Genomic DNA, 25,752 nt, shown 5'->3' on the forward strand with positions numbered 1-25,752 from the left:
GAGCGTTCGCTCACGGAGAGTTCCGACAAAGTGTGCCATGTCGGTCTTCGAGGGCGCACCCGGATCCAGGGGTGAAGCGCCGGTTCCCGGGCGCCGGTTCCCGGGCGCCGGTTCCCGGGGGTGGCGGTCCGCCGGAAGCTGCCGGGCGGAGCGTTCAGTGGCGGCGGGGCGTCCGCTGGGCGACGAGCGTGTCCAGGGCGGTGTTCACCCGGTCCAGCCAGCCCGTGATCACCTCCAGCTCCTCCAGCGAGTAGTCCTCGTGCAGCGAGGTCATGACGTCGCGCATCCCCGGCGCGGTGCCGGCGGCCATCGTCTCGGCCCCCTCCACCAGGCGCACCGCGACCTTGCGCCGGTCCAGCGGGTGGGGTGTGCGTTCGACCAGGCCGTGTGCCTCCATCCGGTCGATCACCCCGGTCACCGAACCCGTGGACAGGCACAGGCTGTCCGCGATCTCCCCCGGGGTCATGGTTCCGGCCACCCGCAGCAGTGTGTAGCACTGGAAGTCGGTCGGGTTCATGCCCGAACGCTCCGACATCCGGTGCAGCAGCCGCACCAGCCCCACCGCCAACTGCTGACCGTCGGTCTGCAGCGCCATGTACAGGTCCGTGCGGGAGCGCGGTCCCTTCGCTCCGGATACGTGTGGTTCGTCCGGCTTCGGTGCGGACGCGTTCGCCGCCGACGCCTCCGCCCCGGACGCGGTCGACCCCTCGGGCACGGCGGGCCGGGTTCTGGGCGCGCTGTCCATGGGTCTCCCAACGTCGCGGTGACCGGGCCCTCCGGTCACCGGGAACGAGTTTAGGGGGACCTCGAAGTGTTGGGTGGCCCGGGAAGAGCGCGATGTGTAATAGTTCGGAATAGAAGAATCATGGAAAACGAGACATTTGGTTCGTTGTGCCTTCCGTTGAGGAGGTTGTCATCACCGAAACCGGTAGGGAAGCACCCGCCGTACCCGGGCGAGCCCCGGCCGGGGACGTCGACGGGGTCCGGGCGGCCGTGGGCGGGGTCCTGCACGAACACCTGGGCGCACGGGTGCGCGAAGTGGATCTGCTCGACCCCGGGTGCGGCCGTGAACTGGCCGAACGCATCGTCTCCTTCACCCTGGGCGGGAAACGGCTCAGGTCGGTCCTGCTCTGGTGGGGGTGGCTCGCCGGCGGGGGCGACGCCCGGGGCGGCCCGGCCCGGGCGGCGCTGTCCGCCGGGGCCGCCATCGAGATGCTCCAGACCTTCGCGCTGGTCCACGACGACGTCATGGACGCGGCACCCACCCGGCGGGGGGAGCCCTCCGTGCACGCCGCCCACGCCGCGGCGCACAGGGGGCGCCGCTACCGCGGTGAGTCCGCGCGCTACGGCGAGTCCATGGCGGTCCTGACCGGCGACCTCGCCCTGGCCTGGGCGGACGACCTGCTGTACGGGGCACTCGCCGACCTCGTCACCCGGGCCCGGGCGTACCGCGTGTGGAGCGACATGCGCACCGAGGTGATGGTCGGGCAGTTCATGGACCTGCGCTCCCAGGCGCGCGCCGAGCGCTCGGTGCGCACCGCCCTGCGGACCGACCGGCTCAAGACGGCCTCCTACACCGTCGAACGCCCCCTGCAACTGGGAGCGGTCATGGCCGGAGCCCCCGCCGCGACCGAGGAGTCGCTGCGCGGCTACGGCCGTGACGTGGGGGTGGCCTTCCAGCTCCGCGACGACCTCCTGGACCTCTACGGGGACCCGGCCCGAACCGGGAAGGAACCGGGGGAGGACCTGCGCGAGGGCAAGAACACCATGCTCCTCGCGGCGGGGATCGAGCTGGCCCGTGAGCGCGGCGACCTCGCCGCCCTGGCCCTGTTGGAGGGGGTGGGGGCCGACCCCGTGGACCCGGCCGAGGCCGCCGCCGCGCTCGACCGCGTGGGCGCCCGGGCCCTGGTCCGCGGACGCTGCCGCGCCCTGGCCAGGCGGGGTACGGCCCGTCTCGCCGACCTCGGCCTCGACCCGGCCCTTCGGGAGGGGTTGGTCGGCTTCGCCGACACCGCGGCACGCATCTGACCGGCCCCGCCCACGAACCCCACCCGCGAACGGAAGAGATCCCGTGAACCCTGTCCAGACACCGCAGCCAGCCACCGGGCACCCCCGGCAGTCCGGGCGTCCCCGTACCGGCCGGGACCCCGTGGTCGTCGTGGGAGCCGGGCTGTCCGGCCTGTCCTGTGCCCTGCACCTGCTCGGCGCCGGACGCGACGTGGTCCTCGTCGAACGCCAGGAGCACCCGGGCGGTCGTGCCGGCCGCCTGGACATGGACGGCTTCCGCGTCGACACCGGGCCCACGGTCCTGACCATGCCCGAAATCCTGGAACAGGCCTTCGCGGCGGTCGGCGAGAGCCTCCGGGACCGCCTCGACCTCCTGCCGCTGGCCCCGGCCTACCGCGCCTCCTTCGCCGACGGTTCCGTCATCGACGTGCACACCGACCGGCGCCGGATGACCGCCGAGGTCGCCCGGGTCACCGGGATCCGGGAGGCGGTCGGTTACCTGCGCCTGCGCGAGTGGCTCACCCGCCTGTACGAGGTGGAGATGCGCTCGTTCATCGACGCCCGGTTCGACTCGCCCCTGGACCTGCTCGGCCCGGACCTGGCGCGGCTGGCGGCGATGGGCGGCTTCGGCCGACTGGCCCCCGCGGTCGGCCGCCACCTCGGGGACGAGCGCCTGCGCAGGATCTTCTCCTTCCAGTCGCTGTACGCCGGGGTGGCGCCCGAACGGGCGCTGGCCGCCTACGCCGTCATCGCCTACATGGACACCGTCGCGGGCGTGTACTTCCCGCGCGGCGGGATGCGCGCCATCGCCGACGCCCTGGCGGGAGCCGCCGCCAAGGCGGGCGCACGGCTGCGTTACGGGTGCGGCGTCACCCGGCTGGAACGGTCCGGCGACCGGGTCACGGCGGTACTGACCGACCAGGGCGAACGCATCGCCTGCGACCAGGTCGTGCTCACCGTCGACCTGCCCGCCGCCCACCGCCTCCTGGGCCACCGTCCGCGGCGCCCGGTGCCGCACCGGTTCTCGCCCTCGGCGGTGGTCCTGCACCTGGGCACCGACCGCACCTGGGACCACCTGGCCCACCACACCATCTCCTTCGGAGGGCAGTGGGAGCGCACCTTCACCGAGATCATCGACCAGGGGCGCCCGATGAGCGACCCCTCGCTGCTGGTCACCCAGCCCACGCTCACCGACCCCTCGCTGGCCCCGGACGGCCACCACCTGCTCTACGTCCTGGCCCCCGCCCCCAACCTCGCCGCGGGCGACACCGACTGGGACCGGGAGGGCCCGCGCTACCGCGACGCCGTCGTCCGGACCCTTGAGGAGCGCGGCCTCACCGGACTGGACGCCTCGGTACGCGCCGAACGGCTGGTCACCCCGGCCGACTGGGCCCGCCAGGGCCTGGCCCGGGGGACCCCGTTCTCGTTGGCGCACACCTTCGCCCAGACGGGCCCCTTCCGACCCCGCAACACCGTGCCCGGCACCGCCAACGCCGTCCTCGCGGGTTGCGGCACCACACCGGGAGTGGGGCTGCCCACCGTGCTGCTCTCGGGGAAACTGGCCGCCGCGCGCCTTCTGGCCGCATCGAAACGACGGGGACGCCGATGAGTACCGCCACCGCCGAACTGGACGCCGCGGGCATCACCGCCCGGCGCCTGCGCGAGGACTACCTGCGCTGTCGCGGGCTGCACGCCCACCACGGCCGCACCTACTACACGGCCACCCGGGTACTGCCCCCCGAACGCCGCCCCGGCATCCACGCGCTCTACGGGTTCGCCCGCTGGGTGGACGACATCGTCGACGAACCGGCCCCCGGGACCACGGTCGAGGACCGCAGGTCCCGCCTGGACCGCATCGACGCCGACCTCGCCGCGGCCCTGTCCGGGGCCGAACCGGCGGAACCGGTCCTGCGCGCCCTGGCGCACACCGTGCGCCACTACGCGCTGCCCTCCGAGTACTTCACCGCCTTCATGGCCTCCATGCGGATGGACCTGACGGAGACCGGGTACCGCGACCTCGACCACCTGCGCGAGTACATGTACGGCTCGGCCGCGGTGATCGGACTCCAGGTCCTGCCCGTCCTGGGCACCGTCGCGCCCCGCGAGGAGGCCGCGCCGCACGCCGCCGCCCTGGGCGAGGCCTTCCAGCTCACCAACTTCCTGCGCGACGTGGCGGAGGACCTCGGCCGCGGGCGCGTCTACCTGCCCGCCGACGCCCTGGCCCGGCACGGCGTCGACCGGGCCCTGCTGGAGCACTGCGCCGGCACCCGGGCCCCGGACCCCCGGGTGCGGCGGGCCGTCGCCGAACTGGTGCAGGTCAACCGGGGCCTCTACCGGCTGGCCGAACCCGGGGTGGCGATGCTCGAACCGGTGGCCCGGCCGTGTGTCGCCACCGCCCTGCGGCTCTACCGGGCCATCCTGGACGAGATCGCCGCGGCGGACTTCGACGTGTGGAGCGTCCGCCACCGGGTGTCCGACACCCGCAAGATGGCGGCGGCCATGCCCGCCCTCGCCCGCTCCCTGTGGGCGCGGGCCGTCCCGCGACCCCGCAGCTCCACCCCCTGAGGAGAGCACAGATGTCCCTGCCCGACCCCGAACCGCGACGGATCCCCCTGCGCCGGATGCCCAGGGGCACCTGGGCCCGCCAGGAACCCACCTGGCGGGAGGCGGCCCCGGGGGTGATCGGGGCGGCCCTCAAACGCGCCCTGGCCCGCCCCTCGGGCAACTGGTACGTCCTGGCCGCCGCCGACGAGGTGCGGACCGACCGCCCCTTCGGCCGGGTGGTGGCCGGCACCGAACTGGTCGCCTGGCGCACCCCCGACGGGGCCGTGCACGCGGGCCCGGGGGCCTGCCCCCACCTGGGCGCACCGCTGTGCCGGGGAGCGGTGGACCGGGGGCGCCTGGTGTGCCGCTGGCACGGGCTCTCCCTGGGAGCCGAGGGCTTCCCCGGCTGGAGCCCCTACCCGGCCCACGACGACGGCGTGCTCGTGTGGGTGCGCCTGGACCGCGCGGGCGGCGAGGAGCCCCTGGACGCACCCGTCGTCCCCGAACGCCCCGCGGCCGCCCTGCGCGTCGCGGCGGTGGAGAGCATGGCGGGCCGGTGCGAACCCGAGGACGTGGTCGCCAACCGGCTCGACCCCTGGCACGGCTCCTGGTTCCACCCCTACTCGTTCGTCGGGCTCCGGGTGACCGAAGTGCCGAGCGGCCCCGACCCCGACCCGGACCGGATGGTGGTGGACGTCGGCTTCAGGGTGGCCGGCCGGTGGGGCGTGCCGGTGCGCGCCGAGTTCACCTGTCCCGAGCCCCGGACCGTGGTCATGCGCATCATCGAGGGCGAGGGGGAGGGGAGCGTGGTGGAGACCCACGCCACCCCGTTGGGCGTGGACGAGCGCGGCGTGCCCCGCACAGCCGTCATCGAGGCGACCGTCGCCGCCTCCGAACGCACCGGCTTCGCGCTGGCCCGCAGGGCCGCGGGGGCGGTCCGCCCGCTGATGCGGATGGCCGCCCGCCGCCTGTGGCGCGACGACCTCGCCTACGCCGAACGCCGCTACCTGCTCCGCGCCCGCGGCTGCTGGCCCGGCTGACGCAGGGACCGGGCCGCGGCGCGCAGCGGAGCGAACCTGCCCCGGCGGGGCACGCTCCACACGGTGTGGCCCGGCAGCCCCCACCGGGCGAGCAGGGCGTTGGCGGCCAGGACACCGCTGGTGGCCGCGCGCTCCATCAACGCCACCGGCAGGTCCACCCGCACGTGGTCGCCGGCCACCGTCAGCCAGGGGAGCGGTGTGGTCACCGTGCAACGCCGCGCGTACCCGCCCGGCGGGAACAGCGGGCAGTCCTGCCGCACCTCGTGCCGGGCGTCCACCACCCGCGCCGCGCGCAGTTCGGGGTAGGCGGCCAGGGCCTGTTTCCACAGCGAGGCCTGCTCGGCCGCCGGGTCGCACCCCTGCGGCAGTGCGTAGGCGTGCAGCTCCACGACCGAACCGCCCGTGCGCCGCGCCCAGGCCGACGCCTGGTCCTCGTAGCGTTCCAGGACGCTGATGTTGTCCAGGGTGGGGTACCCGGCGGTGCCCAGGAAGGCCTGCCGGTGGGGGCGCACCGGTCGGTCCAGCCAGTAACGGGAGACCAGGAACGGCGGTGCGGACGGCAGCGCGGCCACCCGGGCCCGCCAGGCGCTGGTGCCCAGGCCGGGGGAGTCCGCCACCAGGCGGCGCAGCCCGGGCGGATCCGCGGCCAGCACCACCCCGTCGAAGGACGAGCCGTGCTCCCCGTCGGTGTCGGACCAGGCCACGGAGGCCTCGTCGGCCCCCGACGGGGTGATCCGGTCCACCCGGGCCCCCTGGTGGAAACGGACCCCCGACCGGCGCAGGCGCTCGGCCAGCGGATCCCACAGCGCCCGCGGGAAGGGTGAGCGGGGCACGTCGAACACCAGCCCCTCGGCGGAACCGAGGAAGTAGATGTGGAACATCACGGCCATCTCCGCCGCGGACAGGTGCTCGGGCGCGGCGAAGAAACTCCGGCTGAAGACCTCGAAGGCCAGGTGGCGGGCGCTGCGCGGGAAGCGGACCAGGTCCAGCAGCTCTTGGGCGCTCAGGTGGTCCAGGCGTTCGTACACACCCGGCACGTCCACGTCCAGCAGTTGCAGCGCGGCGGGCAGGTTCACCCCGGCCAGCTCACGGAACGGGAAACTCCGGCTGGCGGCCGCCAGGGCGAGGGCGTTCCACGGCGGGGCCGGGGGGAGGCCGGAGAACCGGTCGGCCAGCCCGGAGGAGTGCACCAGCGGGTAGTCCGGCAACGGCACCAGACCGGACAGTTCCGGGTCGGCGTGGCGCAGCAGTTCGCGCAGGTTGTAGTACTGCCGGAAGAAGGCGTGGAAGCCCCTGCTCATCGTCGCGGTGGAGCCGTCCGCCAGTTCGGTGTCCCAGCCGCGCAGCCGGCCGCCCAGCCCCTCCTCGCGTTCCAGGACCCGCACCCGGACACCGCGCTCGGACAGGGCGCGGGCGGCCGACAGCCCGGCGATGCCCCCGCCCACCACCGCCACCCGCGGGGTGCGCCGCGGAGGCGGTCCCACCGGCGGGGGCGCCGGGACCGCCTCCGCGGCCGGGTCGTGTACGTCCGCGTTCACCAGCGGCCCCCGGGCCGGGCGCCGACGAAGGTGTGGGTGATCCCGTACTGCCAGCCCGGCAGCGGGGCCCCGGCCACCGACTCCAGCCCGGCGGCGCGCATCCGCGCCAGCAGGGCGCGGGCGCCGTCGAACTCCACCACGCTGCGCCACAGGTAGCGGAACAGGTCCGCGCGGCCGGTCAGGGCCCGCCCGGAGGGGATGACCGCCCCCCAGCACACCGCGGTCCACACCGCCCGGGCCGCCACCGAGTCCGCCACGGAGTACTCGTGCAGGGCAACGCGCCCACCGGGCCGCAGCACCGCCGAGACCGCGGACAGCAGGGCGTCGGGGTCGGGGACGTTGCGGATCAGGTACGCGGCGAACACCGCGTCGGCCGGGCCGCCCAGGCGCTCGGCCACCCACTCCGGGGTCAGCGCCTCGGCCCGCGCCCGGTGGAACTCCACACCGTGCGGCCAGACCTTGGACCGCGCGGCGTCGAGCATGCCCCGCGAGGCGTCCACCGCCACGATCCGGGCCCGCGGCGCCGCCTCCGCCAGGGCCGCAGTGGACGCTCCGGTCCCGCACCCCAGGTCCAGCAGGCGCAGGCCCTCGCCCCGGTCCGGCAGCCGTAGCCGCCGCACGGAGGTGCGCAGGTCGCGGTGGTATCCGGGGTTGGCGCCGACCAGCCGGTCGTAGGCGTCGGCCGCGTGGTCGAACTCGTGGGTGATGGCTCCGGTCTTCATCCGGCCCGTCGTGGTGGTCATGTTCCTCCCGTGTCCACCCGCCGGACGCCCCGCGCCCCGGCATGCTGGTGGTATGGCCGACTACGAAGTGGTGATCATCGGTGGGGGAGCCGCAGGGCTCACCCTGGCCCATCGCATGGGCGGGGTCAACGAACGACGCGGACGGCCCCTGCGCACCGCCCTGCTGGAACCGCCTCCCGGGCCGCACACGCCGCCCCCGCGCACCTGGTGCTTCTGGGAGGCGGAGGGCGGACTCTGGGACCCGCTCCTGGCCGCACGGTGGCGCGACCTGACCGTGCTGGGGCCCGACGGCGCCGAGTACCGTTCCCCGGCAGACCCCTACCTGTACAAGATGCTGCGCTCCACCGACGTGGCCGCGCACGTCCGCGACCGCGCCGACGAGCACCTGGACCAGCGGGAGCTGTACGTGACCGCCCTGGTCGACGGCCCCGACCACGCCACGGTGCACGCCACCGCCCCCGACGGCGCCGCGGTCCGGCTGAGGGCCCGGTGGGTCTTCGACTCGCGTCCGCCGCCCGTGCCGCGGGACGGGCGCACCACCCTGCTCCAGCACTTCCGGGGCTGGTTCGTGCGCGCCCCCCGCGACGCCTTCGACCCCGGGGCCGCCGTCCTGATGGACCTGCGTCCGCCCCAGCCCCGCACCGGGGTGGCCTTCGGGTACGTGCTCCCGCTGTCCGCCCGGGAGGCGCTGGTGGAGTACACCGAGTTCGGGCGCAGCGCCCTGACCACGGCCGAGTACGACGGGGCGCTCACCGACTACTGCGACCGGGTCGGGCTGGGGGACGTCGAGGTCACCGCCGCGGAACAGGGGGTGATCCCGATGACCGACGCGCCCTTCCCCACCCGTACCGGTCGGCGCCTGTTCCGCATCGGCACCGCGGGCGGGGCCACCCGGCCCTCCACCGGCTACACCTTCAGCGGGGTGGCCCGCCAGACGGCCGCGGTGGCCCGGGCCCTGGCCGAGGACCGGACCCCGGTGCCTCCGGTGCCCTACCGGGCCAGGCACCTGGCCATGGACGCCATCATGCTCCGGGCTCTGGACAGCGGGCGGGTGGCGGGCGCCGACTTCTTCACGCGGCTCTTCGCCGCCAACCGGCTCGGCGACGTCCTGGCCTTCCTGGACGGCACCTCCCGCCTGCCGGGGGAGCTCGCGATGGGGCTGACCACCCCCCTCGGGGCGATGTCCCGGACCACCCTCGACCACCTGTGGTACAGCCTGCGCACCCGCGCGGGCGGGGCCCCGGGCCGGTTCAGGGCGCCAGGGCGGCCATCGCCTCGGTGAGGGAGCCCAGGTGGCCGCCGGCGAACCGCCGGGCCGCCCGCACACCGCGCCAACCCGGGCCCGCCGTGTACAGGCCGACGTGTTCCCTGGCGGCGTCGGCGGCCCCGGCGGCGGCCAGCAGCGCCCCGGCGCCCTGTTCGCCACGGGTGTGGCACCACAGCACCACGGCGCTCGGCCCGGTCCGCCGGACGGTGTGCACGACCGCCTCGGCGGGGGTGCAGGGCCCCAGGACCCGGTGGGCCCGCCCGGCCTCCCGCAACGCCGCGGCCAGGGCCTCCACCGGCAGGCTGTGCATCTCGTGCGGGGCGCAGGCCAGGACCACCGGTCGGCCGGATCCGGGCGCGCGGCCCGGGCCCGCGGCCGGGGCCGGCCGCCCCGGGGGTACCCGGCGCAGCGCCGAGGAGACCGACCAGGAAAGCAGGTGCTCCACCTCCACGTAGCGGCGGGTGTCCTCCCACTTGCGGCCCATCCCGTACAGCAGCGGCATCGCCAGGTTCTCCCAGACCTCGACGGTGCCGTGTGCGGCCAGTGCCCTCTGCAGCAGGTGTTCTACCAGGTCGGAGTCCATGCGCATGGCGGCGCGGGCGATCCCCTGCAGGGAGGGGGAGGCGGAGCCGAGCGGCAGGGTGTCCCCGCCGGGCCGCCCCGTCCGCCCCGGCTGTCCGGAGGCGCGCAGGGTCGGGCTCCCGGGTGGTGTTGACGGGGTGCCGTGCGGGTCTGCCGGGGCGTGGGCGTGCTCTTGTCCGGTTCGCCCGGGCGTATCCGGGGAATCCTTCTGGTACACGGCGGCGGACGCGCGAAGGACCGGCCGAGCCGCCGGGGTCCGGTCCAGGATCCGCTGTGCGGCCGCGGCGGGGGGCACGCCCTCACCGACCAGGCGGCACAGTTCCCGCAACCGGTCCATATCGGCCGGTGAGTACCTGCGGTGGCCGCCGGGGCTGCGCTCCCCGGGGCCGATCCCGTAACGCCGGTCCCAACTGCGCAGCGTGGTCGGCGTGACCCCCAACAGGCGGGCCGCGGCACCCGGGGAGAGTGCGTCGTTCATGGCACCCCAACACGTTGCGAAAGCGGTGCGACTTGTGGCGCGCGTCGCTGACCTCCGACTCTAGTCGGGAGAGCACCGAAAGGGGCGACAACATGGATCTGGACACCAAGCGCCGGGCGGACCGGCGGCTCGACATCGTCTACCGGATCGGCGCCGGTCTCACCGGGCTGGTCCTGATCGGTTTCGGTATCGCGGGGCTGATGATCAGACTCCCGCTGTTCGACACCCAGGGCGAGGTGATCGCGGGACTTTCCACCAACGGGGCGCTGAGCTTCCTGTCGATCGCCATCGGATCGCTGCTTGTGGGCGCGATGGTGCTGGGCGGGACCTTCGCCTCCACCGTGTGCGTGGCGGTCGGCGCGGCCTTCGTGGCCAGCGGGCTGGTCAACCTCTACCTGATGAGCACCGACTTCAACATCCTGGCCTTCTCCATGCCCAACGTCATCTTCAGTTTCGTCGTGGGCCTGATGGTGATGACCTTCGGTATGTACGGCCGCTTCACCGGCGGCCTCGCCGAGGACAACCCCTTCCGCCAGCACCGGGAGTCCCGGCACCGGGGCCGGGTCCCGGCACCGCGCGCCGAGGGCGTCGGCGGGTCCGTCGGTCACGGGAGCACCGACGAACGCCTCCGGGACACCGCCGGGGAACCCGACCACCGGGTGGAACAGCAGGCCGGAGCCCGGGACGCCGCCGCTGACGGGGGCGCACCGCGCGTGCGCGGCCGCCACCGCGCCGACGGGGCGGCGGAGTGAGCGGCGCGCCCCGCCGGGGGCGCCTGGCACTGGTCACCGGAGCCAGCGGGTACATCGGCGGCCGTCTGGTCCCCGAACTGCTCGCCGCCGGGTACCGGGTCCGCTGCCTGGCCCGGACCCCGGACAAGCTCCGCGACCACCCCTGGCGGGACCGGGTGGAGGTGGCGCGCGGCGACGTGGTCTCCGGCGAGGGCCTGGCCGAGGCCCTGGCCGGGGTGGACGTGGCCTACTACCTGGTGCACTCGATGGGCGGGGGCGGCGACTTCGGGAGCAACGACGCCAAGGGCGCCAGTACCTTCGCCCGCGCCGCCGGGGAGGCCGACGTCGGCCGGGTGGTCTACCTGGGCGGGCTCGCCCCGGAGGGGGAGGCGCTCTCGGCGCACATGGCCTCCCGCAAGGAGGTCGCCGACCTCCTGCTGGACGGTCCGGTGCCCACCGTGGTGCTGCGCGCGGCGGTGATCCTCGGTTCGGGTTCGGCGTCCTTCGAGATGCTGCGGCACCTCACCGAACGCCTGCCCGCCATGACCACGCCGCGGTGGGTGCGCAGCCGGGTACAGCCCATCGCCGTACGTGACGTGCTGCGCCTGCTGGTGGAGGCCGACACCCTGCCGGCCGACACCAACCGCGCCTTCGACATCGGCGGGCCCGAGACCCTCACCTACGCGGAGATGGTCCAGCGCTTCGCCTCCGAGGCGGGTCTGGCCCGCAGGCTCATCCTGCCGGTGCCCGTGCTGTCGCCGGGGCTGTCCAGCCTGTGGGTCGGCCTCATCACACCGGTCCCGCCCGCGGTGGCGCGTCCGCTGGTGGAGTCGCTGCGCCATGACGCGGTGGCCGGGGAGGACGACCTGGCCGAGCTGTTGGACGACCACGAGCGGATCGGGTTCGACCGGGCGGTGGCGCTGGCGCTGCGCCGCATCGACGAGGACCGGGTGGACACCCGCTGGTCGTCCGCGGCCTGGCCCAGTGCCCCTTCGGACCCCCTGCCCACCGACCCCGACTGGTCCGGGGGCAGCCTGTACACCGACCGCCGCGCCCGTGTGGTGGACGCGCCCGCCGCACGGCTGTGGCGGGTGATCGAGGGGATCGGCGGGGAGCGGGGCTGGTACTCCTGGCCGCTGGCCTGGGCCGCCCGGGGCTGGATCGACCTGGCCATGGGCGGGGTGGGGCCGCGCCGCGGCCGACGCGATCCCGAACGCCTGCGGGTGGGGGACTCGCTGGACTTCTGGCGGGTGGAGGAGATCGTGCCGGGGCGGCTGCTGCGGTTGCGTGCGGAGATGCGGCTGCCCGGACCGGCCTGGTTGGAGCTGGGGGTGGGTGAGGTCCGGGGGCGCACCGTGTACCACCAGCGGGCGCTTTTCCACCCGCGCGGGCTGTTGGGCCACCTGTACTGGAAGGCGGTGACGCCCTTCCACGGGGTGGTGTTCGGGTCGATGGCCGCCAACATCGCCGCCCGGGCCGAGCAGGGCGCCGCGGAGGACCCGCGGGACCGGGACTAGCCGCGGGTCCGCCCCGGGGGAAGCTCCCCCTCACCCGCCCCGAACCGATGGGGCGGGTGAGGGGGGAGGGGACGGTGCACTCTCAGGATTAGCTAGGATTCCAAGAAGCTCGCATTTCTAGCTATGTCTCAGTGAACTCGGAAGGACACCCGACGGTGAGTACACGACTCGAACCCCCGGTCCGGCGGTCACGCTGGTGGGTGGGGGCCGCCCTCCTGGTCGCCCTCGTGTGGATCCTGGGCGCGGGCCCCCTCGGAGCCTTCCTCGGTAGGCTCGGCGAGGTCCAGACCAACGACCCCGCCGCCTTCCTCCCGGACGGCGCCGAGTCCACCGAGGTCGACCGGATCGCCGAGGACTTCGACCGCGCCGACAGCGTCCCCGCCGTCGTCGTCCTCTCCGGCGACGAGGACCTCGCCGACGCCCGGCTCGCCGACGCCGCCTCCCTCGCCGAGCGGATCGGTGAACAACCCTGGGTCTCCGGCCAGGTGGTCGGCCCCGTCCCCGGTACCGAGGACCCCTCCGTCGCCCAGCTCGTGGTCCCGGTGGACAGCGGCTACGACACGGGCGAGTCCGTGGCCGAGTTGCGCGACCTGCTCGCCGCCGACCCCGTCGACGGCCTCCGGGCACAGGTCACCGGCCCCGCCGGATACGCCGCCGACCTCTCCGCGGCCTTCGGCGGCATCGACTCCACCCTCCTGCTGGTGGCCGTGGCCGCGGTCCTGGTCATCCTCGTCGCCGTCTACCGCTCACCGCTGCTGCCGGTCCTGGTCATCGTCGCCTCCCTGCTCGCCCTCGGCCTGTCCGGCGCCCTGGTCTACGCCGCGGCCGACACCGGACTGGTCAGCCTCAACGGCCAGAGCCAGGGGATCCTGTTCATCCTCGTCGTGGGCGCCTGCACCGACTACGCGCTGCTGCTCGTGGCCCGTTACCGCGAGGAGCTCGCCGCCCGCGACCGGGTGCCCGACGCCGTCCTCGCGGCCGTACGCGGGGTCACCGGTCCCGTCCTGGCCTCCGGCGGCACCGTCATCCTCGGCCTGCTCTGCCTGTTGGCCGCCGACCTCAACTCCACCAGCAGCCTCGGCCCCGTGGTGGCCATCGGCGTGGTGGCCGCCATGCTCGCCGCGATGACCTTCCTGCCCGCCGCCCTGGCCCTGTGCGGGCGCGCGGCCTTCTGGCCCGCCGCCCCGCACGGCCCCCGCCAGCAGGAGGGGCGGACCACCGACGGGGTCCTCCAACAGCACCCCTTCTGGGGGCGGATCGCCCGCGCCGTCGCCCGCCGCCCGCGCGCCCTCTGGCTGGGCACCGCCGCCCTGCTGCTGGTCGCCGCCGTGTTCGCGCCCCAGTTCAGTGCCGAGGGCACCGGGCAGGCCGACGTCTTCCGCACCGAGGTCGAGGCGGTCGACGGCCAGCGCACCCTCGAACGCGGGTTCGGCTCGGACTCGGGCGCGGCCCCCGCCCTGGTGGCCGCCGACGCCGACCACCTGGACGAGGTCGTCGAGGCCGCGGAGGCGACCCCGGGGACGGACGGCGCGGCAGCCGTGACCGAGCCCGCACCGCCCGGAACCCGGAGCCCCGCCCTGGTGGTGGACGGCCGCGTCCTGGTCGAGGTCGGCCTGACCGCCGACCCGGAGAGCACCGAGGCCGTCGACACCGTCCGCGGGCTGCGCGAGAACGTGCGCGCCGTGCCGGGCGCCGACGCCCTGGTCGGCGGGGTCAGCGCCACCGACCTCGACACCCGGGAGACCGCCCAGCGCGACTTCGCGGTCGTGGTCCCCCTGGTCCTGGTCGTCGTGTTCCTGGTGCTGATCCCGCTGCTGCGCTCCCTGGTGGCGCCGCTGCTGCTCATGGCGGCCAACGTGCTCTCGTTCGCCGCCGCCCTCGGGGTGGGCACCCTGGTGTTCGACCACGTCCTGGACCTGCCCGGGGCCGACCCGGTGGTGCCGCTGTTCGCGTTCGTGTTCCTGGTGGCCCTGGGCATCGACTACAGCATCTTCCTGATGTCGCGGGCCCGCGAGGAGACCCTCCGGCACGGCCACCGGGAGGGCGTCCTGCGGGCCCTCACCGTCACCGGCGGGGTGATCACCTCCGCCGGGGTGGTGCTGGCGGCGACCTTCGCGGCGCTCGCGGTCATCCCGCTGCTGTTCCTGCTCCAGTTGGCCTTCCTGGTGGCCTTCGGAGTACTGCTCGACGCACTCGTGGTGCGCACCCTGCTCATCCCGGCGCTCGCCCTGGACGCGGGGCCCCGGCTGTGGTGGCCCGGACGCGCGGGCCGGAACGCGCACCCGGGCCCGGAAACCGGTGCGGACGCGGGCTCCGGCACGGGGCCGTGAAACCTCACAGCAGCTCGCCGGGAAGCTCCCGGTAGGCCCGGCTGAGCTCGTCGAGCAGTTCGGGGCGGGGCAGGTGGACCCCGTCCACCGACGCCACCGGGCGGACCCCGGTGGCGGCGTTGGTGACGAAGGCGCCCGCCACCCTGGTGGCCGCCACGGCCGCCAGCGGGCGCGTGGAGACCGGGACCCCGAGCCGCTCGGCGACCTGGCTGACCAGGCGCATCGTCACCCCGGGCAGACAGGGGGCCTGCGGCCAGACCAGCCCGGACCCCTCCAGGAAGCCGATGTTCCAGGTGGGCCCCTCCGAGACACGGCCGTCCACACCCATGAACAGCGCGTCGTCGAACCCGTCCAGCTGGGCCGCGCGCCGCTGCCGGATCACACCGAACAGCCCCGTCCCCTTGACCGTCGGGGCGTCCCGGTTGAACAGGCGGGTGCCGAGGTGGACCGGCGGCGGCGCGGAGCCCGGGGCCGCCCGCGTGGACACCAGGATCTGGGGCAGGGGGCGCGAGGAGGGGCGGCCCAGGTCCAGGCCGGGGTCGTAGACGGTCACCCGGACCACGGAGGGCGAGGGGTGCGCGCGGGCGGAGCGGCGGGCGAGCTCGCGCACGCGCACGATGTCGAGTTCGGTGCCGAAGAGGGTCGCGCAGTCCCGGCTGAGGCGTTCCACGTGCAGGTCCAGGCCGCGCACCCGCAGGTCCGTGACGAGCATGGTCGTGAAGTGCCCGTAGCCGTACAGGGCGAGGCCAGCGAGTTCTCCCGTGCTGACGGGGCGTCCGTTCAGTTCCATTACGGGCACCATTCTGGCACTTCGGGACCTGCGGCAGGGGGCGGTCCGGGGTCCCGGCCCGGCCGTGTCCGGCCATGCTCGGCCGGGCGGGATCATGGAGGCATCCGGCACGCCGGCGGAGGTAACGGCCGCCCGGCCGGGTAGGACGACCAGGAAAGGGGAGCACCACGTTGCGTATCGACCTCAACTCCGACCTCGGTGAGAATGTCGGCCGCTGGGAGCTCGGCGACGACAGCGCCCTGCTGTCCGTCGTGACCAGCGCCAACGTCGCCTGCGGCTTCCACGCGGGCGACCCCTCGGTGCTGCGCCGCACCACCGCGGAGGCGGCCGACCGCGGGGTCTCCGTCGGCGGCCACGTCTCCTACCGCGACCTCGCCGGGTTCGGCCGCCGATTCGTGGACGTGCCGCCCGCCGAACTCACCGACGAGGTGATCTACCAGCTCGGCGCGCTGTCCGCCTTCACCTCGATGGCCGGCGACCGCGTCCGCTACGTCAAACCGCACGGCGCCCTGTACAACGCGATCGTCCACCACGAGGAGCAGGCCGCCGCGGTCGTCGAGGCCGTCCGCGCCTTCGATCCGAGCCTGCCCGTCCTCGGCCTGCCCGGATCGCGCTTCCTGGCCCTGGCCGAGAAGGCGGGTCTTGCCGCCTACCGCGAGGCCTTCGCCGACCGCGCCTACACCCCGCAGGGCACCCTCGTCCCGCGCCGCGAACCCGGTGCGGTCCTGCACGACCCCGAGACCGTCGCCGAGCGCTGCCTGCGCATCGCCCGGGGCGAGCCCGTCGAGGCCGTGGACGGTACCCGGATCCTGATCGGGGCCGACTCCCTGTGCGTCCACGGGGACAGCCCCGGCGCCGTGGAGATCGCCCGCGCCGTTTCCGAGCGGCTACGCGCCGAGGGCGTCACCATCGCCCCCTTCACCGGCGCGTCCGCCACCGCACCGCCCGCCTCCGCCTGACCGAAGCCGACCCGATCTGGAGCCGTACGTGCGCGTCCTGAAGTGCGCAGACACCGGGATACTGCTGGAGGTCGCCGACCTGGACCAGGTCATCGCCCTGGGCGCCGCCCTGGAAGCGGACCCGCTGCCGGGCGTCGCGGACGTCGTCCCGGCCGCCCGCACCGTCCTGCTGCGGCTGGAACCCGGAGCCGACCCGGCCGGGGTCGCCGAGGCCGTCACCGGACTCCCGCTGACCGGCCGGACCCACCGCAGGAGCGGGGACACCGTCACCATCGGCGTCCACTACGACGGCGAGGACCTCGCCGACGTCGCCGAACTCACCGGACTCAGCCCGCGCGGGGTCGTCCGCGCCCACACCGCGGCGACCTGGACGGTCGCGTTCTGCGGGTTCGCCCCCGGCTTCGGCTACCTGGTCGGCGACGACCCCAGCCTGCGGGTACCCCGCCGGGGCGAGGCCCGCACCCGGGTCCCCCGGGGGTCCGTTGCGCTGGCGGGGGAGTTCACCGGCGTGTACCCGCGCAGCTCCCCCGGCGGGTGGCAGCTGCTCGGCCGCACCGACACCGTGACCTGGGACCTGGACCGGGACCCGCCCGGCCTCCTGCGGCCCGGCGTCCGGGTGCGCTTCGAGGAGGTCGCGTGAGCGGCACGGCCGGGAGCGCGCTGGAGGTCCTGGCGACCGGGCCGCTGACCACAGTCCAGGACGCGGGCCGGTTCGGCCACGCCGCCCTCGGCGTGGGCCGCTCCGGTGCGGCCGACCCCGACTCCTACGCCCTCGCCAACCGGCTCCTGGCCAACCCCCCGGGCGCCGCGGCCCTGGAGGTGACGCTCGGCGGACTGCGGGTCCGGACACACGGCACGGTCACCGTCACGGTGACCGGAGCCCGGGCGTCGGTCCGGGTGGACGGGCGCGGCGCGGCGGTTAACGAGGTCCTGCACCTGCCCGACGGAGCCGAACTCACCCTGGGCGTCCCCGACCGGGGGCTCCGTTCCTACCTGGGCGTACGCGGGGGAGTGGACGCACCGCCCGTGCTGGGATCGCGCAGCACCGACGTGCTCGCCGGACTCGGCCCCGCGCTCCCCGGGGCCGGGGCCGTGCTGCCGGTCGGACCGGCCCCCGCCGCCTTCCCGAACCTGGACCACGCCCCGGTCGGGCCGGTCGGCGGAGACCGGGTGGAGCTGCGGGTCGCACTCGGCCCCCGCGAGGACTGGTTCACCGAACGGGCCCGCACCGCCCTGCTGTCCGGGGACTACGAGGTGACCCCGCGCAGCGACCGGGTGGGCGCCCGCCTGGCCGGACCGGCCCTGGAACGGGCCCGCGAGGGCGAACTCCCCAGCGAGGGCATGGTCGCCGGGTCGCTCCAGGTCCCCCCGGACGGCGAACCGGTGCTGTTCCTCGCCGACCACCCGGTCACCGGCGGCTACCCGGTCATCGCGGTGGTCTGCTCCGCCGACCTGCCCCGGGCCGCCCAGGCCCGCCCGGGGACCCGGATCCGCTTCGTGCTCTGAGCAGGGGCGACCCGGGTACCTGAGCCGGGGCGCTGTTCAGCGGTCCGCGCCGCGCGGGGCCCCGGGGTCGGGGAAGGACTGGTCGGAGCGGTTCCGCCCGCCCCGCAGGCGTGCTCCCCGGCCGTCCCGGGTTTCCGCGGCCCCGGCCGGTTCCCGCCCGGGCGACGGGCGCGCGGAGTCGGAACCGGAGGTGTCACGGGCGGGGAGGTCGGACTCCGGCCGCGCTGCCTGGCACATGGGGCGCTCCAAGGGTCTGGGCTGCCTCCCAGCCTAGCGGGCTGCCCGGAAACGTTGCCGGTGTGAGCCAGGGGGGACGAGCCCGGAACCGGCCTCAGGCGGGCGCCGCGGCGCCCAGGCGGCCGTCGCGCATCTCCAGCACCCGCCCGGCCGCGCCGAGGTGCTCGGTGTCGTGCGTGACCAGCAGCGTCGCCACACCGAACGTTTGTGTCGCCTCCCCGATCAGCTCCATGATCCGCGCGCCCCGGTCGTGGTCCAGCGCCGCCGTCGGCTCGTCCACCAACAGGGCGCTCGGCCGCCCCGCCAGCGCCCGGGCGATGTTCACCCGCTGGCGCTCGCCCCCGGACAGCTGGTGCGGGCGCCGGTGCTCCTTCCCGGAGAGCCCCACCGCGGCCAGGGTCTCCATCGCCGAGGCCCGCGCCTCGCGCACCGGACGGGACCGCATGTGCCCGGTGACCACCAGCTGCTCCACCGCGGTCAGCGAGCTGATCAGGTTCGGCTGCTGGAAGACGATGCCCACCTCGGCCAACCGCAGCCGCGCCGTTTCCCGGGGGCGCAGCCCCAGCGTGTCCGTACCGCCGACGCGCACCGTGCCCGAGTCCGGCCGGATGAGGGTCGCGGCCACCGCCAGCAGGCTCGACTTGCCCGACCCGGACGGGCCGACCACGGCCGTCACCTCCCCGGGGGCCACCCGCACCGACACGCGGTCCAGGGCGGTCACCACCCCGTCGCCGTCGGGGTAGGTCAGGGTCACGTTGCTCAGTTCCAGGCTCATCGGACGCCTCCCAGGGCGGTCAGCGGGTCAACGGAGGTGATGCGGCGCACGGCCAGGACCGCGCCGAGCATGCCCAGCACGACCATGGCGGCGACCGGGCCCAGGGTGGTGGCCGCGGTCAGCGAGAACGGCAGGGCGGAACCGGCCAGGGCGCCCAGCCCCACGCCCGCGGCGCCGCCCGCGGCGGTGCCCAGGAGCAGCACGATCAGTGCCTGGGCGAGGGCGTCGCGCAGCAGGTAGCGGGTGGAGCCGCCGAGCGCCTTGAGGATCGCGACGTCCCCGCTGCGCTGGATCGTCCACACGGTCAGGAACGCCCCGATGACCAGGGCGGAGATCGCGTAGAGGAAACCCTGCATGGCGACCAGGGAACTGTTCTCCGAGGAGAACGAACCGATCGCCCGGAGGCTGCCGGACAGGGTGGTGGAGACGGTGCCCGCCGCCTCGTCCGCGGCACCGGCCGCCTCGTCCGGCCCGACGGAGGAGGCGACCACGTTGGCGATCGGCGCGTCCTCGCCCTCGGCGTGCCGCACCCGGGGGTCGACCTCCTGCCAGGTTCCGATGCCGGTCCACACCGCCGGGGTGTGGCTGTAGTGCTCGGTGGGGGCGAGGGCGTCGACGGTCAGCTCGGTACCGGCGACGGTCACCGTGTCGCCCTCGGTGACGCCGAAGTCCTCGGCGATCTCCTCGCTGACGACCAGACCGCCGTCGGCACCCAGACCCCCGGGCGCCAGGCGGCCGCCGGGGACCACCCCGAACAGCGCGACCGCGGCCCCCTCGCCGCCGTCGAGTTCGATCCGGCTCCGGGTGACGCCGACCGGTTCGGCCCACTCCACCCCCTCGGTGGCGGACCAGGTGTCGAGCTGGGCCCGGGTGACGGTGCTGTCGGCGTAGGACTCCTCGGGGTCGCCGTCACCGGACGTGCCGAAGGCGATGTGGCTGGCGGGCAGGTTCTCGACCGCTGACGTGGACTGGTCGGCCAACCCCGCCGTCAGTCCGGACAGCAGCACGATGAGCAGGGTGATGAGGGCGACGACGGAGCCCATCAGCGCGAACCGCCCCTTGGCGAAGCGGATGTCACGAAGGGCGACGAACACGGCGGCCCTCCTTTCGGTGGACACTCGGTGGATGCGTGCCTCCAGCCTCGTCCGGTCCGGGACCGGCGTCATCGGGCGAACGGAGCGTTCCCGGCCGCGGCTGGGTGGAGAGCGGACTCCATCGAACGGTTGATGACCCGGTCACCCGCACCGTCATAAGCTGCACTGATGCGGTACAGCAGGGGGTGGGCGCCCGAACTGCCCGGTGTGGTGACGGTGCTGCGGGTGCTGCGTCTGCTCCTGCACGCCTGCTTCCTGTTCCTGCTCGGGGTCGGCACCGCCCGGTACGCGCTCACCGGCCCGGCAGCCGCCCACCCGCAGTGGACGCACTGGGCGGTCGGCTGCGGGGCCGTGCTGCTCGGCGCGGTCTACTGCGCCGGGGCGCTGGCCGCCCGGCACGACGTGCACCGGACCCGCTCCCTGGTGTGGCTCGCCGCGGTCACCCTGCTGTGGGCCCTCCTGTCCTGGGCGGCCCCGGACTTCGTGTGGCTGGCCTTCCCGCTGTACTTCCTGCACCTGCACCTGCTGCGCGGGCTCCACTCGGTGGTCGCGGTCGTGGTCATCACCGCCGCCGCGGTCCTGGGCCAGGTCCTGCACGGCGGCGCCCTCACCGCGGGAATGGTCCTCGGGCCGGTGCTCGGGGCGGTGTTCGCGGTGGCCATCGCCGCCGGTTACACGGCGCTGGACCGGGAGAGCGAACGGAGCCGGGAACTCATCGACACCCTCACCCGGACCCGCGACGAACTCGCCGCCGCCCAGCGCCGCACGGGAGTGCTCGACGAACGCGAACGCCTGGCCCGGGAGATCCACGACACCCTCGCCCAGGGCCTGTCCAGCATCGTGCTGCTGTTGCGCACCGCGGAGAGCGCCCTGCCGCAGGACCCCGCTCTCGCGGCCACCCGTGTCGCCGAGGCCAGGGAGAGCGCCTCCGCCAACCTCGCCGAGGCGCGCAGGTTCGTCCGGGACCTGGCCCCGCCCTCGCTGACCGGGGCCAACCTGCCCGACGCCCTGCGGCGGCTGTGCGAACGGGTGGGCCGCACCGGGGACCTCGACTGCCGGTTCCGTACCGACGGGACCCCGACCGAACTCCCCTCCGGCTACGAGGTCGCGCTGCTGCGCGCCGCCCAGGCCAGCCTCGCCAACGTCACCGCGCACGCCCGCGCCACCACCGCCGTGGTCACCCTCGGCTACCTGGGGGAGGAGGTCACCCTGGACGTGTACGACGACGGGGAGGGCTTCGTGCCCGAACGGCTCCGCCCGCGCGAGGACGGCACCGGTTACGGGATCGCCTCACTGCGCGAGCGCGTGGCCGCCCTGGGCGGGGACCTGCAGGTGGAGTCCGCGCCGGGCGAGGGCACCGCGGTGGCCGTCCGACTGCCCCTGACCCCGGAGGAGTCCCGGTGACCGACAGCCCCCTGCGCATCCTGCTGGTGGACGACCACCCCGTGGTGCGCCACGGACTCAAGGCGATGTTCGCCGAACAGCCGGACATGGACGTGGTGGCGGAGGCCGCCGACGGCCGGGCCGCACTGGACGTGCTCACCGGTGCCGGGGGGTCGGGCTCCGGGGGACCGGGCGGCGGCCGGACGGAGGTCGACGTCGTGCTGATGGACCTGCGGATGGGCGCCGGCATGGACGGGGTCACCGCGATCCGGCGCATCACCGAACTCGACTCCCCGCCGCCGGTCCTGGTCCTGACCACCTACGACACCGACGCCGACATCCTCGCCGCGGTCGAGGCGGGCGCCACCGGCTACATGCTCAAGGACGCACCGCCGGACCAGCTGTGCGAGGCGGTGCACGCGGCCGCGCGCGGGCAGACCGCGCTCGCCCCCGACGTCGCGAACCGGCTCATGGCCCGGCTCCGTTCGCCGCACCCGGCGCTGAGCGGACGCGAACTGGAGATCCTCGGCCTGCTGGCCAGGGGGCTGTCCAACCGGGCGATCTCCCGCGAGCTGTTCATCAGCGAGGCCACGGTCAAGACCCACCTGGTGCACGTGTTCGACAAGCTCGGTGTGGACAACCGCACCGCGGCCATCACCACGGCCCTGCAACGCGGCCTCATCCGCGTCGAGTGAACACCGGCCTTCCGTTCCGGGCCTTCGGGCGCAGCCCCAGGCGCCGCAGCTCCAGCGCGGCCAGTTCCGCCACCGCCGTCGGGTCGTTCTCCTGCCAGGCCCCGGCGGGGTCCTCGTGCACCGCCGCCAAGCCGGCGGTGGGGGCGCCGGACAGGGCGCGCAGCGCCAGCAGCCGGGTACGCGCCTCGGGGGACAGCGCGCGGAGCCGCACCGTTGCGGTGGCGCGGACGATCCAGCGGGCGCGGGCGGGCAGCCAGGTGGCGGCGAGCAGGAACAGCGGAAGGGCGGCCACGAGCAGCGGCAGGGTGAGGGCGAGCGTGCCCACGGAGTCCTGGAAGGAGTCCCCCGCGGCGCTGAGGGACTCGCCGGTCCCGCTGAGGCCGGTGAAGGGGGCGGCCAGGGCCTCCCCGGCGAGGGGGACCTGCTGGACGTTCTCGGCGGCGGTGTCCATGTGCTCGGTCAGTCCCGCCCCGGTACTGGACATGAGCTCGCCCGGACGGTTCAGGGACAGGAGGGTCTCGCGCAGGGCCAGGGCCGCGTGGATCCACACGAACGCCCAGACGAGCGCGGCGAGGTCGCAGACGAGTTGGAGGCAGGCGCGGACCGGGGTGTCGGCGTACAGCTTCACGGGGGCTCCCGGGGGTGAGGGGGCTGGGGGGTGATGCCCACCCTTGCCCGTTACCCGTTTCCGCCCGGCGGCACCCGCCCCGGGCCAACCCCGCGGGGGCTTCGGGGAGCGGCGCCGACCCCGCGGGGCCGACGCCGCACAGCGGGCTCGGTGGTGGACGGTCAGGGGCGGTGGCTCAGCCGTGCTGGTCCAGGAAGGAGCGGACCGCCGCCAGCCACGCCTGCGGGGCCTCGGCCGTGATCAGGTGCCCGGACTCCACCTCCACCAGTTCCGCGCCGGGGATGCCCTCGGCCAGTTCCCGCGAGAGCGCCGGGGAGGCCAGCCGGTCCAGGGACGCGGCCACCACCAGGGTGGGCACGGCGATGCCGGCCAGCTCCCCCGTGGTGTCCGAGGCGGCCACCAGGTCCACCTGTTCGGGGGCGCCCTCGGGGACGAAGTCCGCGAGCCAGGCCACCGAGTCCTCCAGTTCGGCCGGGGACATCGCCTCCAGCGCCGGGTCGCCCGCGGCCACCAGGGTGAGGAACCGGGCGAGCAGTTCCCGGTCGCCGTCCAGCAGTTCCCGCCAGATCCGGACCGCCAGGCGCATCCGGTTGTCCGGCCTGGCGAACCCGGCGGTGAGGACCAGTCCGGTGACCCGCTCGGGGTGCCGGGTCGCGGCCCGTACCGCGAGAGCCGTCCCCAGCGAGTAGCCGAGGACGGTGAACCGTTCCACGCCCGCGCCGACGGCGGTGGCGACCAGGGTGTCGGCGACCGTGTCCAGGTCCAGCGGGACGGTGCTGCGCGGGGTGGCCCCCGAACCGGGAAGGTCCGGGGCGACTACGGTGTGGGTGGCGGACAGGTCGGCCATGAGCGGACCGAAGTTGGCCTCGGCCCCGCCACCGCCGCCGTGGGCGAGCAGGAGACCGGGGCCGGAGCCCTTGACCGTGTGGGAGAAGTGTTCAACCATGCGGCGAAGGTAGGCCGTGACACCGGTGTGAAGGTCAAGAGTGAGGTGGGTCACCACATGCTGATCGGGGAGCTTTCGGAGCGCACCGGCGTGAGCCGCAGGCTGCTGCGCTACTACGAGGAACAGGGGCTGTTGGAGTCCGACCGGTCCGCCAACGGCTACCGGGTCTACGCGGAGGACGCCCCGCGCACCGTCCGGCACATCCGCGCCCTCCTGGACATGGGACTGGCCACCCGGACCATCGCCTCGGTCCTGCCGTGCGCGCTCGGGGCGGAGGGTGAGCCGCTGGACCTGGAGATGTGCCCGAGCCTGCTCGCCACCATCCGCCGTGAACTGGCCGAACTGGACGCGCGCATCGACGAGCTCCAACGCAACCGGGGCGCCCTCGCGGAGCAGATCAGCGGCTGATCGGCGGTCTCCCAGCAGGTAGAGCGTTCCCCCGGCCGGGTGTCCCCGGGGGCCCCGGACGCCGGGTAGGACCGGATCCGCCGAGGCGTCGGGCAGGAGGACGTCGTGGGTGCCGCCGCTGATGTTGGCCCTGTGGAGTCCGTCCGGTGCCGGGTAGAAGCGGGTCACGGTCCTGACCTGCGGCGTTCTCGCGATCGCCTTCCGGGTGCCGTCGGCTCCGGGGCACTGTCCTCGTCCGGGTCCCGGAAGCACGCCTCCACCCGACAGCGCGGGTGGTCGACCCCGGGCCCGCAGGAAGACGGGCCCGCAGGAAGCGGCCGGAGGGGCGGGGTCAGGAACGCGGGTCCGTGCCGGACCCGGTATCGCGTACCCGCACGATCTGGCTCAGGGCCGCGAGCAGCGGCAGTTCCAGTAGCGGCCCCGCCACCAGAGCGAGGGCGATGAGCGGGCGGTCCGGGAACGCGGCCACGGCGACCGCCAGCGCCACCGGCGAGTTGCGGGCCACCGAGGTCATGGTGAGGGTGACCCGCTGGTCGGCGGGGAGTTGGAGCAGTCGGCCCGTGCCCGCCGCCACCAGCGGCATGACCAGGAAGAACAGTGCCAGCGGGAGCAACAGCACCACCAGCTCGCCCAGGTGCCCCACCACCGTGCGGGCCTGCCAGGCGAACATCGCGAAGACCGCCGCGTACAGCAGCGGCAGGACCGAGGCGGCCACCACCGGTAGGACCCTCCGGTCCCGCCACCGCGCGCCCCGCCAGCGCCGGGCGCCCCGACGCAGCAGCACGGCGAGAACCACGGGCACCACCAACACCAGCAGGACCGCCTCCGCCAGGGTGCTGGTGTCGACCATCGCGGCCTCGCCGCCGAGCAGCAGCACGTACACCGGCAACAGCAGCAACTGCAGGACCAGGTTCACCGGCAGTACCGCCGCCGCTGCCCCCATGTGCCCGCGCGCCAGCCCGGTGAACACCAGGTACCAGTCGGTGCACGGGGTGACCAGCAGCAGGAGGAGCCCGATGCGCAGGTCGGGGGAGCCGCCCAGCAGCCCGGCCCCCAGGGCCCAGGCGAAGAGGGGGGTGAAGACGAAGTTCAGCACCAGACTGGCGGCGACCACCTTCCGGGCGTCGCGCGCCTGGCGTGCCTGCCCGGCGTCCACCTGCGCGAACACGGCAGCCAGCATCACCACCAGCAGGGGGAGCACCAGGTGTCCCGCGGTCGCGCCCAGCGGCCACAGCAGCCCGGACCCCAGCCCGAGCACGGCGGCCAGCGCCACGAACACGCTCTGGAACTTCTCTGACGTGGACACGCTGTGGCTTCCCGCGGTTTCTCGGACGACGGTCGAACGCCCGCCCACGCTATTCGACGGTGGTCGCCGGGACGCTCTCCGGGGGCTTCGCCGGGCCCGGGGCAGGTTGGGAACAGACGCGGCGGGGCCTGAGTTCGCGCATCGCGGGCACGGCGGAGTGGGAACGGGCCTGTCGCAGTGCCGGAACGGGGGTCTTCGCCGGGGCCGGGCAACGGGGCGGGCAGCACGAAGCCGGCGGGGACGGAGAT

General features: G+C 74.9%; 24 protein-coding genes. 14 read left to right on the forward strand and 10 right to left on the reverse strand.

The genetic code is table 11. The features are described 5' to 3' along the window. Positions 1-154: 154 nt before the first annotated feature. Positions 155-595, reverse strand: a complete 441-nt coding sequence (locus AC0VYD_RS05970) for a MarR family winged helix-turn-helix transcriptional regulator (protein ID WP_475478952.1) — start codon at positions 593-595, stop codon at positions 155-157. Positions 596-993: 398 nt separating this feature from the next. Between AC0VYD_RS05970 and AC0VYD_RS05975 the strand changes: the two genes are divergently transcribed. The 4 genes from AC0VYD_RS05975 to AC0VYD_RS05990 all read left to right on the forward strand — a co-directional run bounded on the left by AC0VYD_RS05975 (position 994) and on the right by AC0VYD_RS05990 (position 5,591). Next, the gene (locus AC0VYD_RS05975; RefSeq protein WP_475480199.1) at positions 994-2,028 is read left to right on the forward strand and encodes a polyprenyl synthetase family protein; all 1,035 of its coding nucleotides are present in this window, start codon (positions 994-996) and stop codon (positions 2,026-2,028) included. A 121-nt stretch (positions 2,029-2,149) separates the two neighbouring features. Next, positions 2,150-3,616 (forward strand): phytoene desaturase family protein, encoded by a 1,467-nt coding sequence (crtI, locus tag AC0VYD_RS05980; RefSeq protein ID WP_475480200.1) that lies wholly within the window; start codon positions 2,150-2,152, stop codon positions 3,614-3,616. Continuing rightward, positions 3,613-4,572, forward strand: a complete 960-nt coding sequence (locus tag AC0VYD_RS05985) for a phytoene/squalene synthase family protein (protein WP_475478953.1) — start codon at positions 3,613-3,615, stop codon at positions 4,570-4,572. The genes crtI and AC0VYD_RS05985 overlap by 4 nt, the downstream gene beginning before the upstream one ends. A gap of 11 nt (positions 4,573-4,583) precedes the next feature. Next, positions 4,584-5,591 (forward strand): Rieske (2Fe-2S) protein, encoded by a 1,008-nt coding sequence (locus tag AC0VYD_RS05990; protein WP_475478954.1) that lies wholly within the window; start codon positions 4,584-4,586, stop codon positions 5,589-5,591. On the opposite strand, the gene AC0VYD_RS05995 is transcribed toward AC0VYD_RS05990, so the two are convergent. After that, positions 5,555-7,129 (reverse strand): FAD-dependent oxidoreductase, encoded by a 1,575-nt coding sequence (locus tag AC0VYD_RS05995; protein ID WP_475478955.1) that lies wholly within the window; start codon positions 7,127-7,129, stop codon positions 5,555-5,557. The two genes, AC0VYD_RS05990 and AC0VYD_RS05995, sit on opposite strands and share 37 nt — an antisense overlap. Next, positions 7,126-7,872, reverse strand: coding sequence for a class I SAM-dependent methyltransferase (locus AC0VYD_RS06000; protein ID WP_475478956.1), 747 nt, complete (start codon positions 7,870-7,872; stop codon positions 7,126-7,128). The genes AC0VYD_RS05995 and AC0VYD_RS06000 overlap by 4 nt, the downstream gene beginning before the upstream one ends. A gap of 52 nt (positions 7,873-7,924) precedes the next feature. On the opposite strand from AC0VYD_RS06000, the gene AC0VYD_RS06005 reads away from it, so the two are divergent. After that, on the forward strand, positions 7,925-9,154 hold the full coding sequence (locus tag AC0VYD_RS06005; RefSeq protein WP_475478957.1) for a lycopene cyclase family protein: 1,230 nt from the start codon (positions 7,925-7,927) through the stop codon (positions 9,152-9,154). On the opposite strand, the gene AC0VYD_RS06010 is transcribed toward AC0VYD_RS06005, so the two are convergent. Further along, entirely contained in the window at positions 9,123-10,199 is a 1,077-nt protein-coding gene (locus AC0VYD_RS06010) for a MerR family transcriptional regulator (protein ID WP_475478958.1), read from the reverse strand. The two genes, AC0VYD_RS06005 and AC0VYD_RS06010, sit on opposite strands and share 32 nt — an antisense overlap. Positions 10,200-10,291: 92 nt before the next feature. Between AC0VYD_RS06010 and AC0VYD_RS06015 the strand changes: the two genes are divergently transcribed. From AC0VYD_RS06015 to AC0VYD_RS06025, 3 genes are all read left to right on the forward strand, one after another. Next, complete coding sequence (locus AC0VYD_RS06015) at positions 10,292-10,951, forward strand: DUF4383 domain-containing protein (protein ID WP_475478959.1); 660 nt, start codon at positions 10,292-10,294, stop codon at positions 10,949-10,951. Further along, positions 10,948-12,447, forward strand: a complete 1,500-nt coding sequence (locus AC0VYD_RS06020) for an SDR family oxidoreductase (RefSeq protein WP_475478960.1) — start codon at positions 10,948-10,950, stop codon at positions 12,445-12,447. The genes AC0VYD_RS06015 and AC0VYD_RS06020 overlap by 4 nt, the downstream gene beginning before the upstream one ends. Before the next feature lie 155 nt (positions 12,448-12,602). After that, positions 12,603-14,777 (forward strand): MMPL family transporter, encoded by a 2,175-nt coding sequence (locus tag AC0VYD_RS06025; protein ID WP_475478961.1) that lies wholly within the window; start codon positions 12,603-12,605, stop codon positions 14,775-14,777. A gap of 4 nt (positions 14,778-14,781) precedes the next feature. On the opposite strand, the gene AC0VYD_RS06030 is transcribed toward AC0VYD_RS06025, so the two are convergent. After that, the gene (locus tag AC0VYD_RS06030; RefSeq protein WP_475478962.1) at positions 14,782-15,567 is read right to left on the reverse strand and encodes an aminotransferase class IV family protein; all 786 of its coding nucleotides are present in this window, start codon (positions 15,565-15,567) and stop codon (positions 14,782-14,784) included. Between the two features lie 170 nt (positions 15,568-15,737). Between AC0VYD_RS06030 and AC0VYD_RS06035 the strand changes: the two genes are divergently transcribed. Genes AC0VYD_RS06035 through AC0VYD_RS06045 form a run of 3 tightly spaced genes read left to right on the forward strand, consistent with a single transcriptional unit; the run spans position 15,738 to position 18,032 of the window. Then, positions 15,738-16,526 carry a LamB/YcsF family protein gene (locus tag AC0VYD_RS06035; protein ID WP_475478963.1) on the forward strand — a complete coding sequence of 263 codons (789 nt, stop codon included), beginning with the start codon at positions 15,738-15,740 and terminating at the stop codon, positions 16,524-16,526. A gap of 28 nt (positions 16,527-16,554) precedes the next feature. Then, a complete protein-coding gene (locus AC0VYD_RS06040) occupies positions 16,555-17,166 on the forward strand; it encodes a 5-oxoprolinase subunit B family protein (protein ID WP_475478964.1) in 612 nt (203 codons plus the stop codon). After that, the gene (locus AC0VYD_RS06045; protein ID WP_475478965.1) at positions 17,163-18,032 is read left to right on the forward strand and encodes a 5-oxoprolinase subunit C family protein; all 870 of its coding nucleotides are present in this window, start codon (positions 17,163-17,165) and stop codon (positions 18,030-18,032) included. The genes AC0VYD_RS06040 and AC0VYD_RS06045 overlap by 4 nt, the downstream gene beginning before the upstream one ends. 331 nt (positions 18,033-18,363) lie before the next feature. On the opposite strand, the gene AC0VYD_RS06050 is transcribed toward AC0VYD_RS06045, so the two are convergent. Together AC0VYD_RS06050 and AC0VYD_RS06055 are read right to left on the reverse strand one after the other, a co-directional pair. Then, positions 18,364-19,044 (reverse strand): ABC transporter ATP-binding protein, encoded by a 681-nt coding sequence (locus AC0VYD_RS06050; RefSeq protein WP_475478966.1) that lies wholly within the window; start codon positions 19,042-19,044, stop codon positions 18,364-18,366. Beyond that, the gene (locus tag AC0VYD_RS06055) at positions 19,041-20,138 is read right to left on the reverse strand and encodes an ABC transporter permease (protein ID WP_475478967.1); all 1,098 of its coding nucleotides are present in this window, start codon (positions 20,136-20,138) and stop codon (positions 19,041-19,043) included. Before AC0VYD_RS06055 ends, AC0VYD_RS06050 begins: the two co-directional genes overlap by 4 nt. 168 nt (positions 20,139-20,306) lie before the next feature. Here AC0VYD_RS06055 and AC0VYD_RS06060 point away from each other — a divergent pair, with 168 nt between their 5' ends. Both AC0VYD_RS06060 and AC0VYD_RS06065 read left to right on the forward strand, forming a co-directional pair. Next, a complete protein-coding gene (locus tag AC0VYD_RS06060) occupies positions 20,307-21,542 on the forward strand; it encodes a sensor histidine kinase (protein WP_475478968.1) in 1,236 nt (411 codons plus the stop codon). Beyond that, positions 21,539-22,216 (forward strand): response regulator, encoded by a 678-nt coding sequence (locus tag AC0VYD_RS06065; protein WP_475478969.1) that lies wholly within the window; start codon positions 21,539-21,541, stop codon positions 22,214-22,216. Before AC0VYD_RS06060 ends, AC0VYD_RS06065 begins: the two co-directional genes overlap by 4 nt. Here the strand turns inward: AC0VYD_RS06065 and AC0VYD_RS06070 are convergent. Then, positions 22,200-22,844 (reverse strand): hypothetical protein, encoded by a 645-nt coding sequence (locus AC0VYD_RS06070; protein WP_475478970.1) that lies wholly within the window; start codon positions 22,842-22,844, stop codon positions 22,200-22,202. The two genes, AC0VYD_RS06065 and AC0VYD_RS06070, sit on opposite strands and share 17 nt — an antisense overlap. 175 nt (positions 22,845-23,019) lie before the next feature. Next, positions 23,020-23,790, reverse strand: a complete 771-nt coding sequence (locus tag AC0VYD_RS06075) for an alpha/beta fold hydrolase (RefSeq protein ID WP_475478971.1) — start codon at positions 23,788-23,790, stop codon at positions 23,020-23,022. 57 nt (positions 23,791-23,847) lie between these two features. Between AC0VYD_RS06075 and AC0VYD_RS06080 the strand changes: the two genes are divergently transcribed. Beyond that, complete coding sequence (locus AC0VYD_RS06080) at positions 23,848-24,198, forward strand: MerR family transcriptional regulator (protein WP_452546962.1); 351 nt, start codon at positions 23,848-23,850, stop codon at positions 24,196-24,198. Positions 24,199-24,529: 331 nt separating this feature from the next. On the opposite strand, the gene AC0VYD_RS06085 is transcribed toward AC0VYD_RS06080, so the two are convergent. Further along, positions 24,530-25,504, reverse strand: a complete 975-nt coding sequence (locus AC0VYD_RS06085) for an arsenic resistance protein (protein ID WP_475478972.1) — start codon at positions 25,502-25,504, stop codon at positions 24,530-24,532. Positions 25,505-25,752 lie beyond the last annotated feature (248 nt).

It is taken from the genome of Nocardiopsis sp. iso_40 (genome assembly GCF_056173285.1).